The organism is Nocardioides ultimimeridianus (assembly GCF_054777895.1).
The window spans coordinates 40,965-54,808 of record NZ_BAAHAB010000005.1 but is presented as its reverse complement, the minus strand read 5'-3'; the positions used below and the strand labels follow the sequence as shown (position 1 = coordinate 54,808).

Sequence of the window (13,844 nt, the reverse complement as noted above, 5' to 3'; positions counted from 1 at the left end):
ACCGTCCCGTGAGGCGGAGAAGGAGGCCCGGATGCCTTTGCATGCCATGCCAGCACTGCTCGTTCTCGAGGACGGCCGCACCTTCCGCGGCGAGTCCTACGGCGCCGAGGGGGAGACCTTCGGAGAGGCCGTCTTCTCGACCGGCATGACCGGCTACCAGGAGACGCTGACCGACCCGTCGTACCACCGTCAGGTGGTCGTGATGACCGCTCCCCACATCGGCAACACCGGGATGAACGACGAGGACCCCGAGTCCCGTCGGATCTGGGTCGCCGGGTACGTCGTCCGCGACCCCGCCCGCGTGCCCTCCAACTGGCGCTCGGTGCGCTCCCTGGACGAGGAGCTCAAGGAGCAGGGCGTCGTCGGCATCTCCGGCATCGACACTCGCGCCCTGACCCGCCACCTGCGGGAGACCGGCGCGATGCGCGTCGGCATCTCCACGGTCGAGACCGACCCCGAGGCGCTGCTGGAGAAGGTGAAGGCGTCCGCCGAGATGGTCGGCGCGAACCTCTCCGACGCCGTCTCGGTCACCGAGGCGTACGTCGTGCCCGCCGTCGGCGAGACCCGCTTCAAGGTCGCCGCCGTCGACCTCGGCATCAAGGCCAACACCCCGCGGATGATGAGCGAGCGCGGCATCGAGGTGCACGTGCTGCCGTCCACGGCGAGCATCGAGGACGTGCAGGCGGTCGGCGCCGACGGCCTGTTCTTCTCCAACGGTCCGGGCGACCCGGCCGCGACCACCGGCCAGGTCGAGCTGCTCCAGGCCGCGCTGGCCGAGGACATCCCGTACTTCGGCATCTGCTTCGGCAACCAGCTGTTCGGGCGCGCGCTCGGCTTCGGCACCTACAAGCTGAAGTACGGCCACCGCGGGATCAACCAGCCGGTGATGGATCGCACGACCGGCAAGGTCGAGGTCACCGCGCACAACCACGGCTTCGCGGTCGACGCCCCGCTCGAGGGCAGCACCACCACGCCGTACGGCGAGGCCACCGTCTCCCACATCAACCTCAACGACGACTGCGTCGAGGGCCTCGAGCTCCAGGACGAGAAGGGCCTCAAGGCGTTCTCCGTGCAGTACCACCCGGAGGCCGCGGCCGGCCCGCACGACGCGGCGTACCTCTTCGACAGGTTCTGCCAGCTCATGACCGAGAGGAAGGCCCGCTGATGCCGAAGCGCGACGACATCAAGTCCGTCCTGGTCATCGGGTCCGGCCCGATCATCATCGGCCAGGCCTGCGAGTTCGACTACTCCGGCACCCAGGCCTGCCGCGTGCTCAAGCAGGAGGGCCTGCGGGTCATCCTGATCAACTCCAACCCGGCCACGATCATGACCGACCCGGAGTTCGCCGACGCGACGTACGTGGAGCCGATCACCCCGGAGTTCGTCGAGAAGGTCATCGCCAAGGAGCGCCCGGACGCGATCCTGCCGACCCTGGGCGGCCAGACCGCCCTCAACGCCGCCACCGCCATGCACGAGCGCGGCGTGCTGGAGAAGTACGGCGTGGAGATGATCGGCGCCTCCTTCGACGCGATCCACCGCGGCGAGAACCGCGAGCTGTTCAACGACATCGTCCGCAAGGTCGGCGGTGAGGTGGCCCGCTCGGTCATCTGCCACACGATGGACGAGGTCGTCGCGGCCGTCGACACCCTCGGCGGTGCCTACCCGGTCGTCATCCGCCCGTCCTTCACCATGGGCGGCACCGGCTCGGGCATCGCCTACGACGTCGAGGACCTGCACCGCCTCGCCGGCGCCGGCCTGTCGGCCAGCCCGACCACCGAGGTCCTCATCGAGGAGTCGATCCTCGGCTGGAAGGAGTACGAGCTGGAGGTGATGCGCGACAAGAACGACAACGTCGTCATCATCTGCTCGATCGAGAACTTCGACCCGATGGGCACCCACACCGGCGACTCGATCACCGTCGCCCCGGCGATGACGCTGACCGACCGCGAGTACCAGCACCTGCGCGACCTGGCCATCGGCATCATCCGCGAGGTCGGGGTCGACACCGGCGGCTGCAACATCCAGTACGCCGTCAACCCCGCCGACGGCCGCGTCATCGTCATCGAGATGAACCCGCGGGTGTCGCGTTCCTCGGCGCTGGCGTCCAAGGCGACCGGCTACCCGATCGCCAAGATCGCCGCCAAGGTCGCCGTCGGCTACACCCTCGACGAGATCGCCAACGACATCACCGAGGGCACCGCTGCGAGCTTCGAGCCGACCCTGGACTACGTCGTGGTGAAGGTCCCGCGGTTCGCGTTCGAGAAGTTCCCGACCGCCGACGACACCCTCACCACCCACATGAAGTCCGTCGGCGAGGCCATGTCGATCGGCCGGAACTTCACCGAGGCGTTCAACAAGGCGCTGCGCTCCATGGAGAACAAGGCCGCGCCCTTCCGCTTCACCGGCGAGCCGGGGGACAAGGCCGAGCTGCTCGAGCTGGTCAAGCGCCCGCACGACGGCCGGGTCCAGAAGGTCATGCAGGCGATCCGTGCCGGCGCGACGCCGGAGGAGATCTTCGACGCGACGAGGATCGACCCCTGGTTCGTCGACCAGCTGTTCCTCATCAACGAGGTCGCCGAGGAGGTCGCCGCCGCCGAGTCTCTCGACGAGGCCACGCTGCGGCTGGCCAAGCGGCACGGCCTGTCCGACCACCAGGTCGCGGCGATCCGCGACGTGACCGAGGCGGAGGTGCGGGCGATCCGGCACGCCCTCGGCGTACGTCCCGTGTACAAGACCGTCGACACCTGCGCGGCCGAGTTCAAGGCGCTGACGCCGTACTACTACTCCTCCTACGACGAGGAGACCGAGGTCCTGCCGCGCGAGCGCCCGGCCGTCCTCATCCTCGGCAGCGGGCCCAACCGGATCGGCCAGGGCATCGAGTTCGACTACTCGTGCGTGCACGCGGCGCTCGAGCTGAGCAAGGCCGGCTACGAGACCATCATGGTCAACTGCAACCCGGAGACGGTCTCGACCGACTACGACACCGCCGACCGGCTCTACTTCGAGCCGCTGACGCTCGAGGACGTCCTCGAGATCTACCACGCCGAGCTCGCCGCGGGCCCGGTCGCGGGAGTGATCGCCACCCTCGGCGGCCAGACCCCGCTCGGCCTCGCGCAGGGCCTCAAGGACGCCGGCGTGCCCATCGTCGGCACCCAGCCCGAGGCGATCGACCTGGCCGAGGAGCGCGGCGCGTTCGGCCGCGTGCTCGACCGGGCCGGCCTGGTGGCGCCCAAGCACGGCACCGCGGTCTCGTACGACGACGCACAGGCGATCGCCCAGACGATCGGCTACCCGGTCCTGGTGCGCCCCAGCTACGTGCTGGGCGGGCGGGGCATGCAGATCGTGTTCTCCGACGAGCAGCTGAAGTCCTACCTGGAGCTGGCCACCGACCTGATCAGCGACGACCGGCCGGTGCTCATCGACCGGTTCATCGACGACGCGGTCGAGATCGACGTGGACGCGCTCTACGACGGTCACGAGCTCTTCCTCGGCGGCGTCATGGAGCACATCGAGGAGGCCGGCGTGCACTCCGGCGACTCCTCCTGCACGCTGCCGCCGATCACCCTCGGCGCCTCGGAGATCGAGCGGATCCGCGCGGCCACCGAGGGCATCGCCTCCGGCGTGGGCGTGCGCGGGCTGATCAACATCCAGTTCGCGCTCGGCTCCGACGTGCTCTACGTGCTCGAGGCCAACCCCCGCGCCAGCCGCACCGTCCCGTTCGTCTCCAAGGCCACCGGCACCTCGCTGGCCAAGGCAGCGAGCAGGGTGATGATGGGCGAGACGATCGCCGACCTGCGCAAGGAGGGCATCCTGCCCGCGACCGGCGACGGGGGAACCCTCCCCGCCGACGCGCCGATCGCGGTCAAGGAGGCGGTGCTGCCGTTCAACCGGTTCCGCACCCCCGAGGGCAAGTTCGTCGACTCCGTGCTCGGCCCGGAGATGAAGTCGACCGGCGAGGTCATGGGCTTCGACGCCGACTTCGGCACGGCGTTCAGCAAGTCGCAGGCGGCTGCGTACGGGCCCCTCCCGACCGGCGGCAAGGTGTTCATCTCGATCGCCAACCGCGACAAGCGCTCGATGATCTTCCCGGCGCGGGTGCTGGCCGACTACGGCTTCGAGCTGCTCGCGACGCAGGGCACCGTCGAGGTGCTGCGCCGCAACGGCATCAGCGCCACGGTCGTGCGCAAGCACTTCGAGGGCGAGGGCGGCGCGGGGGAGAAGACCTCGGTGCAGATGATCCTCGACGGCGAGATCGACCTGATCGTCAACACCCCGAACGGCTCGGCGTCCGAGGCGCGCGTCGACGGCTACGAGATCCGTGCGGCGGCGGTGCTCACCGGCACCCCCTGCATCACCACGGTGCAGGGCGCGGCCGCCGCGGTGCAGGGCATCGCGGCGATCCGGGCCGGCGACATCGGCGTGAAGTCCCTGCAGGAGTGGTCGGCCGAGGCGGGCCGTTGAGGCTCTACGACGCCGCGTTCAAGCACGGCTTCGCCAAGGTCGACCCGGAGAAGGCGCACCACCTGGCCTTCGGCGCCATCCGCGCCGCGGGCCCGGTGCTGGCGCGTGCGCCGTTCCCCGGCAAGCCGGTCCAGGCCCTGGGCCTGACCTTCCCGAACGTGCTCGGCCTCGCGGCCGGCTTCGACAAGCTCGGTGTCGGGTACGACGCGCTCGCCGGGCTCGGCTTCGGGCACGTCGAGATCGGCACCGTCACCGCGCTGGCCCAGCCGGGCAACCCGCAGCCGCGGCTGTTCCGGCTGGTCGAGGACCGTGCGGTCATCAACCGGATGGGCTTCAACAACGACGGCGCCGCCGCGGTCGCCCAGCGACTCTCGGCCCACCGCCGCCGCAGCGGGCGCGGACCGATCCTCGGCATCAACCTCGGCAAGTCCAAGGTGGTGCCGGACGAGGACCAGGCCGCGGTCGAGGCCGACTACGCGACCTCGACCCGCCTCCTGACGCCGTACGCCGACTACCTGGTCGTCAACGTCAGCTCTCCGAACACCCCGGGCCTGCGCAACCTGCAGGCCGTGGAGAAGCTCGCGCCGCTGCTCGCCCACGTGCGCCGGGTGGCCGACGAGACCCGGCCCGACCATCGCGTCCCGCTGCTGGTCAAGATCGCCCCCGACCTCGCCGACGAGGACGTCACGGCGGTCGCCGAGATGGCGCTGAGCCTCCGGCTCGACGGGATCATCGCCACGAACACCACGATCAGCCGCAACGGTCTGCGTGCCAGTCCGGAGAAGGTCGCGGCGTGCGGTGCCGGCGGCCTCTCCGGCGCCCCGCTCCGGGAGCGCTCGACCGAGGTCGTTCGCCGCCTCCGCGCCCGGGTCGGTCACGACCTGACCCTGATCGGCGTCGGGGGCATCTCGACCGCGGCCGACGCGCGCGAGCGGCTCGAGGCGGGAGCGGACCTCCTCCAGGGCTACACCGCGTTCATCTACGGTGGCCCCACGTGGCCGCGCGAGATCCTCAAGGGCCTGAACAAGTAGGGGTGAACCGCCATGGCGTTCGGTGACTACCAGCTCGAGCTCTACCTCGCCGCCCTCGGCGGCAACCTGCCGGCGCATCCGTTCTCGTTCGAGGAGCTCGAGCGCAACGCGATGGCGGCCCTGCCGCCCGAGCTGCGCACGTACGTCGCCGGTGGTGCCGGCGACGAGGCGACCCAGCGGGCCAACGTGGCGGCGTTCGGCGATCACGCGCTGGTGCCGCGGATGCTGCGCGCCTCCTCCGAGCGCGACCTGGGCGTCGACCTGTTCGGCACGCGGCGCACGAGCCCGTTCCTCGTGGCGCCGGTGGGCGTGCTCGGCATCTGCACGCCCGACCAGCACGGCGACATCCACGGCGCCGAGGCGGCGGCCGCCGCCGGCGTACCCTTCATCGGCTCGACGCTGATGAGCGACCCGCTGGAGGACGTCGCGGCGGCCACCGACGGCGTGAAGTGGTTCCAGCTCTACACGCCCAAGAACCGCGATCTCGCCGAGAGCTTCGTCCGCCGGGCCGAGCGGGCGGGCTACGAGGCGATCGTGGTCACCCTCGACACCTGGGTCCCCGGCTGGCGGCCGCGTGACCTGGCCTCGGGCAACTTCCCGCAGCTGCGCGGCAAGTGCCTGGCCAACTACACCTCGGACCCGGTCTTCCAGGAGCTGACCGGGGGGAGCGAGGACACCGGCACGATCGTGATGACCTGGGCCGGCGTCTTCGGCCACCAGGTCACCGCGGAGGACCTGCCCTGGCTGCGCGGCCTCACCGACCTGCCGATCCTGGTCAAGGGCGTCTGCCACCCCGACGACGCCCTCCAGGCGCTCGACGCCGGCATCGACGGGATCTACTGCTCCAACCACGGCGGACGCCAGGCCAACGGCGGGGGAGCGGCCCTCGACTGGCTGCGCGACGTCGCCGCGGCCGTCGACGGCCGGGTTCCGGTCGTCTTCGACTCCGGCGTCCGCACCGGCGCCGATGCCGCCAAGGCGATCGCGATGGGCGCCGACGCGGTCGCCATCGGGCGGCCGTACGTCTACGCGCTCGCGCTCGGCGGGGTCCCCGGAGCCGTCCACCAGCTGCGCTCCCTGCAGGCCGAGCTCGACCTGATCATGGCCGTCGACGGGTATCCGTCCCTGGCCGCCCTCACCCCCGACTCCCTCAGGAGGATCACCCGTTGAGCAGCTTCGGAGAGCGCGTGGCCGCTGCGATGGCCGAGCGCGGCCAGCTCTGCGTGGGCATCGACCCGCACAGCAGCCTCCTCCACGACTGGGGGTACGACGACGACCTGGCCGGCCTCGAGCGGTTCGCGCTCGGCGCGACGGAGGCCGTGGCGCCGTACTGCTCGGTGATCAAGCCGCAGTCGGCGTTCTACGAGCGCTTCGGCAGCGGCGGCATCGCCGTGCTGGAGAAGGTCATCGCCACCGGCCGCGAGGCGGGGGCGCTGGTGCTCCTCGACGTCAAGCGCGGGGACATCGGCTCGACCTCGCAGGCGTACGCCGACGCCTACCTCGACCCGCGCAGCCCGCTCGCCTCGGACGCGATCACGGTCAGCCCCTACCTCGGCTTCGGCTCGCTGACGCCGTTCGTCGACACCGCGCGCCGCTTCGACGCCGGCCTGTTCGTGCTCGCCGCGACCTCCAACAAGGAGGGCCCGGAGGTCCAGGAGGCCGTCACCGACGAGGAGCACGGCGGCCGCACGGTCGCCGCGGCGATGCTGGACCACCTCCGCGAGCTCAACGCCACCGCCAGCCCGCTGGGCTCCTTCGGTGCCGTGGTCGGCGCGACCATCGACGGCAGCGGCCTGGACCTCGCCATCAACGGCCCGATCCTCGCGCCGGGGTACGGCGAGCAGGGCGGCACCACCAACGACATCCTGCGGATCTTCGGGGCCGGCGCGGGCCACGTGCTCGCCAGCTCCTCGCGCGGCATCCTGCGGCTCGGGCCGGACCCGGTGGCGATGCGCGACGAGATCCGCCGGGCCAACGACGAGCTGCGGGGCCTGGCGGGGTGAGCCGGGCGCGGGTCGTCCGTCTCGCGGCCGCGGTCGTCGCAGCCGCGCTGGTCGTGGCCGGCATGCTGATCTGGCGTGCCCACCGCGATCGCGACCCGTACGCCGCCTACTGCGGACTGGTCGTCGACCACCGCGGCCTGATCTCGGCGGCGAGCGAGCAGGGAGCGACCACCGGTCTGATCGCCGCCCTGCCGAGCTTCCGCGCCCTGGCGGCCGGTGCGCCGTCGGACATCGCGGACGACTGGGCCGTGGTCGTCTCCGCGATCAGCAACCTCCAGGACGCGCTGACGGCCGCCGGGGTCGACCCGGCGACGTACGACCGCGCGCAACCGCCGGCCGGGCTCACCGCCGAGCAGCGGGGCGCCATCGACGCCGCGGCGACCCGGCTGGACTCGGGGGCGACCCGCGACGCGATGAGCGCGGTCGACCAGGAGGCCCGCGACGTGTGCCACAGCCCTCTGGTGATGTGACGACTCCACGTCGCACAAACTCCAGTACCTACCTGCGTTGCTGGCTGTCGGGGCGGCTGGCTAGTGTGCCGATGTGGCCCTACCTCCTCTGACCCCGGAACAGCGTGCGGCCGCGCTCGAGAAGGCGGCTGCAGCCCGCCGCGAGCGCGCCGCGATCAAGAATCGGCTCAAGCACTCGGGCGCGCAGATCGCCGACGTGCTGATCGAGGCCGAGACGAACGAGGTGCTGGCCAAGATGAAGGTCATCGACCTGCTGCAGTCGGTCCCGGGGCTCGGCAAGGTGCGGGCGCGCCAGATGATGGAGCGCATCGGCATCGCGGAGTCCCGGCGCGTCCGGGGGCTCGGTGCGAAGCAGATCGCCGCCCTGGAGCGTGAGTTCGGCCTCGACTGATGGCGAGCCGCTTGGTCGTGCTCGCCGGGCCGACCGCGGTCGGCAAGGGCACCGTCGTCGCCGACGTGCGCCGGCACCACCCCGAGGTGTGGCTGTCGGTCTCGGCCACCACCCGCAAGCCCCGGCCCGGTGAGGTCCACGGCGTCCACTACCTGTTCGTCGACGACGCGGAGTTCGACCGGATGGTCGCCGAAGGCGACCTGCTGGAGTGGGCCGTCGTCCACGGGCACAACCGCTACGGCACGCCCCGTCGGCCCGTCGACGAGGCCCTGGCCACCGATCGACCCGCCCTGCTGGAGATCGACCTCCAGGGTGCGCGGCAGGTCCGCGCGACGATGCCCGAGGCCCTGTTCGTCTTCCTCAAGCCGCCGTCCTGGGACGAGCTGGTCCGTCGCCTGGTCGGCCGCGGCACCGAGACCGAGGCCGAGCGGGAGCGCCGCCTGGCCACCGCGCGCGACGAGCTGGCGGCCGAGAGCGAGTTCGACGTGACGATCGTCAACCGTGAAGTTCATGATGCTGCCGAGCAGTTGGTAGCATTACTAAGTTCCCCGTCATCCGACCGTGAGGTATCTCCCTAGTGTCTGCCCCGAACATCGACGCCGTGGGTGTCACCAACCCGCCGATCGATGACCTGCTCGCCAAGACCGACAGCAAGTACCGTCTGGTCCTCTACGGAGCCAAGCGCGCCCGGCAGATCAACGCCTACTACTCCCAGCTCGGCGAGGGCCTGCTGGAGTACGTCGGCCCGCTCGTGGAGACCCACGTGCAGGAGAAGCCGCTGTCGATCGCGCTGCGCGAGATCGCCGACGACCTGCTGACCTGCGAGGAGATCGACCCGGCCGAGCTGGCCGCGGCCGAGGCCGCCGCCGAGGCGTCGACCTCCGCGTCCGAGTGACCTGAGGGCCACGACGGTGACCCGGGTCGTCCTGGGCGTCTCGGGCGGCATCGCCGCCTACAAGGCGTGCGAGCTGCTGCGACGGTTCACCGAGTCGGGGTACGACGTCACCGTCGTCCCCACGGCCGCCGCGCTGGAGTTCGTCGGTGCCCCCACCTGGGAGGCGCTGTCGGGCAAGGCCGTGGCGACCGAGGTCTTCGAGAACATCACCGACGTCCCGCACGTCCGGATCGGCCAGGAGGCCGACCTGGTCGTCGTGGCGCCGGCGACCGCGAACACGCTCGCGCGTGCCGCGCACGGGCTGGCCGACGACCTGCTCACCAACACGCTGCTGACCGCGCGCTGCCCGGTCGTGTTCGCCCCGGCGATGCACACCGAGATGTGGGAGCACCCCGCGACGCAGGCCAACGTGGCGACGCTGCGTGCCCGTGGCGCGGTCGTCATCGACCCCGCCGAGGGGCGACTCACCGGCAAGGACACCGGCAAGGGCCGGCTGCCCGACCCGGCCGAGATCTTCGAGCTGTGCGCCGAGGTGCTCGCCCGGGGCGCCGCGCCGACGCCGGACCTCGCCGGCTGGCACGTCGTGGTGTCCGCCGGTGGGACCCGCGAGCGCCTCGACCCGGTCCGCTACCTCGGGAACAACTCCTCGGGGCGTCAGGGCTACGCGCTGGCCCGCGCGGCGGCCGCCCGCGGTGCCGAGGTGACGCTGGTCGCCGCCAACGTGACGCTGCCGGACCCGGCCGGTGTCAAGGTCGTGCCCGTCCGGTCGACCGCCGAGCTGCGCGACGCGGTCCTCGCGGCCGCCCCCAGCGCGGACGCGGTCGTGATGGCGGCGGCGCCCGCCGACTTCCGTCCGGTGTCGACCTCGAGTGTGAAGATCAAGAAGGCCGCGGACGGCTCCGCGCCCACGATCGAGCTCGAGCAGAACCCCGACATCCTCAAGGAGCTCAGCGCTCAGCGCCCCCGCGAGGGCATCGTCGTGGTCGGCTTCGCGGCCGAGACCGGCGACGCGACCGGGGGCGTGCTCGACCTGGCGCGCGCCAAGCTGGCCCGCAAGGGCTGCGACCTGCTCGTCGTCAACGACGTCAGCGGCGGCGCGGTGTTCGGCGAGGACGAGAACGAGGCCGTCATCCTCGGGTCGGACGGGTCGGCCACCCCGGTGCCGCGCGGCTCGAAGGCGGCGCTGGCGCACGTCATCTGGGATCGTGTGGCAGCGCTCATTCCCTGAGACCATTGTCCGGACCTCGGACACGCTCGTGGGAGGGCCACGTAAAGTCCTCTACGGCACCCCCTCAAGACCAGGAGTTTGATGCAGTGACTGGACGTCTGTTCACCTCGGAGTCGGTGACCGAGGGTCACCCGGACAAGATCGCTGACCAGATCAGCGACACGATCCTCGACGCCCTGCTCGCCGACGACCCGATGAGCCGCGTGGCCGTCGAGACGCTGGTCACCACCGGGCTGGTCATGGTCGCGGGCGAGGTCACCACCTCGACGTACGCCCCGATCGCCAAGCTGGTGCGCGAGAAGGTCCTCGAGATCGGCTACGACGCGTCCGAGAAGGGCTTCGACGGCAACTCCTGCGGCGTCCAGATCGCGATCGGCGCGCAGTCGGCCGACATCGCCCAGGGCGTCGACGCCGGGTTCGAGGAGCGCGTGGACGGCTCCGCCGACGAGCTCGACCGCCAGGGTGCCGGCGACCAGGGCCTGATGTTCGGCTACGCCTGCGACGACACCCCCGAGCTGTTCCCGCTGCCGATCAAGATGGCCCAGACGCTCGCCGAGCGGCTGACCGCGGTGCGCAAGGACGGCACGCTGCCCTACCTGCGTCCCGACGGCAAGACCCAGGTCACCATCGAGTACGACGAGGACGACCGCGCCGTGCGCGTCGACACCGTCGTGCTGTCGACCCAGCACGCCGAGGACGTCGACCAGGAGACCCTGGCCAAGGACATCCAGATCCACGTCATCGAGCCGGTCCTCGAGCAGTTCAAGGACTCGGTCCCGTCCGACGGGCACAAGCTGTTCATCAACCCGACCGGCCGCTTCGTCGTCGGTGGCCCGATGGGCGACGCCGGCCTGACCGGCCGCAAGATCATCGTCGACACCTACGGCGGCATGGCCCGTCACGGCGGCGGCGCGTTCTCGGGCAAGGACCCGTCCAAGGTCGACCGCTCGGCCGCCTACGCCATGCGCTGGGTCGCCAAGAACATCGTCGCCGCGGGCCTGGCCCGTCGCGCCGAGGTCCAGGTCGCCTACGCGATCGGTGTCGCCAAGCCGGTCGGCGTGTTCGTCGAGACCTTCGGCACCGGCGTCGTCCCGGACGAGCAGATCCAGGCCGCGGTGCTCGAGGTCTTCGACCTGCGCCCCGCCGCGATCCTGCGCGACCTCGACCTGCGCCGCCCGATCTACGCCAAGACCGCGGCGTACGGTCACTTCGGTCGTGAGCTGCCCGAGTTCACCTGGGAGCGCACCGACCGCGCCGACGCGCTGAAGGCTGCTGCCGGCATCTAGTTCGTCACTCGTCGGGGGTCATTGGTAGAACAAGCCACATGACCCCCGACGAGCCCGTTTTGGACTTGCCCGGGCTGGTCCGGGACCGGGCCGCGGAGGGGCGCGCGAAGGCGGCGGCGACCCGTGCCCGCAAGGCGGCGTCGGTCGAGATCACCACCGAGCTCCCGGTGGCCCGCGTGGTGCTGGACCTGCCGCTGGCCCACCTGGACCGCGCGTTCGACTACGCGGTGCCGGTGACGATGGCGGAGTCGGCGCAGCCCGGCGTACGGGTCAAGGCGCGGTTCGCGGGGCAGGACGTCGACGGCTTCGTGCTGGAGCGGCGGGCGGACACCGACCACACCGGGGTGCTCGCTCCGCTGCGCCGTGTCGTGAGCGCCGAGCCCGTGCTCCGCCCGCAGGTGCTGGCGGTCATCGACCGCGTCGCCGAGCGGTACGCCGGGACCCGCTCCTCGCTGCTCCGCCTGGCCGTGCCGCCGCGGCACGCCACCGTGGAGAAGGAGCAGCGCGACGTCGTACCCGCCACCCCCGGCCGGGTCGAGCCGTCCTCGTGGGCCGCGTGGCCGCACGGCCCCGACCTGCTGCGGGCGCTCGCCCGCGGCGACAGCCCGCGCGCGGTGTGGGGCGCCCTGCCCGGGTCCCCCTGGCCGGCCCAGGTGGCGGCTGCGGCCGTCGCGACCCTGTCCGGCGGCCGGGGGACCCTCGTCGTCGTGCCGGACGGGCGGGACGCGGCCCGGGTCAGTCGCGCGCTCGACGACGCGGGATGCCCGCACGTCCTGCTCGCGGCCGACGCCGGCCCGGCCCAGCGCTACCGCGACTTCCTGGCGATCAGCAGGGGCGAGGCCCGGGTCGTCGTGGGGCCGCGCTCGGCGGTCTTCGCGCCGGTGCGCGACCTCGGGCTCGCGGTGGTGTGGGACGACGGCGACGACCTGCACGAGGAGCCGCGGGCGCCGTACTTCCACACCCGCGAGGTCGCGGTCATCCGGGCCGAGGTGGAGGGCTGCGGGCTGCTCGTCGGCGGGCACATGCGCACCCCCGAGGCCCAGCTGCTCGTCCGCACCGGCGTGGCCCGCGAGCTCGTCCCGCACCGCGACGCCCTGCGCGCCCACCTGACCACCGGCGTCACCGGCGCCACCGACTTCGAGCTGCAGCGCGACCCGTGGGCCCGCAGCGCCCGCCTCCCGCAGGAGGTGCACCGGCTGATCCGCGACGCGGTGGAGATCGGGCCGGTGCTGGTCCAGGTCCCGCGTCAGGGGTACGCCGCCGCGCTGGCCTGCGCCGCCTGCCGGACCCCGGCGCGCTGCGGCGCGTGCACCGGCCCGCTCCGGCAGGCCTCGGCCACCGCTCCGCCGGCCTGCGGCTGGTGCGGCACCGAGGATCCCGCGTGGACCTGCCCCGCGTGCGGCGACCGCGGGCTGCGGGCGCCGGTGGTGGGGGAGTCGCGGACCGCTGAGGAGCTCGGCCGGGCGTTCCCCGGGGTGCGGGTGGTGAGCTCGAGCGGCCAGCAGGTCAAGGACACCGTGCCCGACCGGCCCCGCTCGATCGTGGTCAGCACGCCCGGCGCCGAGCCGGTGGTCGACGGCTCCGGCTATGCGGCCGTGGTGCTGCTGGACACCTGGCTGGCCCTGGCCCGCCCGTCCCTGCGAGTGCGCGAGGAGGCGCTGCGGCGCTGGATGAACGCGGTCGCGCTGGTCCGCCCCGGCGGGCGGGCGCTGGCGGTCGGCGACCCGTCCGACCCGGTCCTGCAGTGCCTGGTGCGCTGGGCGCCGGCGGCCTTCGCCGGCCACGAGCTTGACGACCGCGCGTCGGCACACCTCCCGCCGGTCAGCCGGCTGGTCACGATCACCGGCGAGCCGGGAGCCGTCGACGACGCCCTGACCCTGCTGGACCTGCCCGAGCACGCCGAGGTGCTCGGGCCGCTGCCGGTCGAGGACGAGCAGCTGCAGGTCGTCGTACGGGTCCCGTACCCGGAGGGGCCCTCGCTCAGCGCCGCCTGCCGCGAGCTCAACCGGCTCCGCTCCGCGCGGAAGCTGGATCCGGTCCGGGTCCGCGTCGATCCCACCGACCTCTGAGGTCACCACT

General features: G+C 72.2%; 12 protein-coding genes. All 12 read left to right on the top strand.

What is annotated here, in order from left to right:
• Positions 1-31 precede the first annotated feature (31 nt).
• The 12 genes from carA to ACYU8V_RS05415 all read left to right on the top strand — a co-directional run bounded on the left by carA (position 32) and on the right by ACYU8V_RS05415 (position 13,834).
• The gene (gene carA, locus ACYU8V_RS05470; protein WP_460845766.1) at positions 32-1,165 is read left to right on the top strand and encodes a glutamine-hydrolyzing carbamoyl-phosphate synthase small subunit; all 1,134 of its coding nucleotides are present in this window, start codon (positions 32-34) and stop codon (positions 1,163-1,165) included.
• The gene (gene carB, locus ACYU8V_RS05465) at positions 1,165-4,461 is read left to right on the top strand and encodes a carbamoyl-phosphate synthase large subunit (protein ID WP_460845765.1); all 3,297 of its coding nucleotides are present in this window, start codon (positions 1,165-1,167) and stop codon (positions 4,459-4,461) included. Before carA ends, carB begins: the two co-directional genes overlap by 1 nt.
• The gene (locus ACYU8V_RS05460; RefSeq protein WP_460845763.1) at positions 4,458-5,492 is read left to right on the top strand and encodes a quinone-dependent dihydroorotate dehydrogenase; all 1,035 of its coding nucleotides are present in this window, start codon (positions 4,458-4,460) and stop codon (positions 5,490-5,492) included. Before carB ends, ACYU8V_RS05460 begins: the two co-directional genes overlap by 4 nt.
• 12 nt (positions 5,493-5,504) lie before the next feature.
• Positions 5,505-6,662, top strand: a complete 1,158-nt coding sequence (locus ACYU8V_RS05455; protein WP_460845762.1) for an alpha-hydroxy-acid oxidizing protein — start codon at positions 5,505-5,507, stop codon at positions 6,660-6,662.
• Positions 6,659-7,495 carry an orotidine-5'-phosphate decarboxylase gene (gene pyrF / locus ACYU8V_RS05450; RefSeq protein ID WP_460845761.1) on the top strand — a complete coding sequence of 279 codons (837 nt, stop codon included), beginning with the start codon at positions 6,659-6,661 and terminating at the stop codon, positions 7,493-7,495. Before ACYU8V_RS05455 ends, pyrF begins: the two co-directional genes overlap by 4 nt.
• Positions 7,492-7,965, top strand: a complete 474-nt coding sequence (locus ACYU8V_RS05445; protein ID WP_460845760.1) for a hypothetical protein — start codon at positions 7,492-7,494, stop codon at positions 7,963-7,965. The genes pyrF and ACYU8V_RS05445 overlap by 4 nt, the downstream gene beginning before the upstream one ends.
• A 73-nt stretch (positions 7,966-8,038) precedes the next feature.
• A complete protein-coding gene (mihF, locus tag ACYU8V_RS05440) occupies positions 8,039-8,356 on the top strand; it encodes an integration host factor, actinobacterial type (RefSeq protein ID WP_460845758.1) in 318 nt (105 codons plus the stop codon).
• Positions 8,356-8,934 (top strand): guanylate kinase, encoded by a 579-nt coding sequence (gene gmk, locus ACYU8V_RS05435; protein ID WP_460845756.1) that lies wholly within the window; start codon positions 8,356-8,358, stop codon positions 8,932-8,934. Before mihF ends, gmk begins: the two co-directional genes overlap by 1 nt.
• Complete coding sequence (rpoZ, locus tag ACYU8V_RS05430) at positions 8,934-9,251, top strand: DNA-directed RNA polymerase subunit omega (protein ID WP_460845755.1); 318 nt, start codon at positions 8,934-8,936, stop codon at positions 9,249-9,251. Before gmk ends, rpoZ begins: the two co-directional genes overlap by 1 nt.
• Positions 9,252-9,267: 16 nt before the next feature.
• The gene (gene coaBC, locus ACYU8V_RS05425) at positions 9,268-10,479 is read left to right on the top strand and encodes a bifunctional phosphopantothenoylcysteine decarboxylase/phosphopantothenate--cysteine ligase CoaBC (protein WP_460845754.1); all 1,212 of its coding nucleotides are present in this window, start codon (positions 9,268-9,270) and stop codon (positions 10,477-10,479) included.
• Between the two features lie 86 nt (positions 10,480-10,565).
• The gene (gene metK / locus ACYU8V_RS05420) at positions 10,566-11,765 is read left to right on the top strand and encodes a methionine adenosyltransferase (protein ID WP_460845753.1); all 1,200 of its coding nucleotides are present in this window, start codon (positions 10,566-10,568) and stop codon (positions 11,763-11,765) included.
• Between the two features lie 38 nt (positions 11,766-11,803).
• Complete coding sequence (locus ACYU8V_RS05415) at positions 11,804-13,834, top strand: primosomal protein N' (RefSeq protein ID WP_460845752.1); 2,031 nt, start codon at positions 11,804-11,806, stop codon at positions 13,832-13,834.
• Positions 13,835-13,844: the final 10 nt, after the last annotated feature.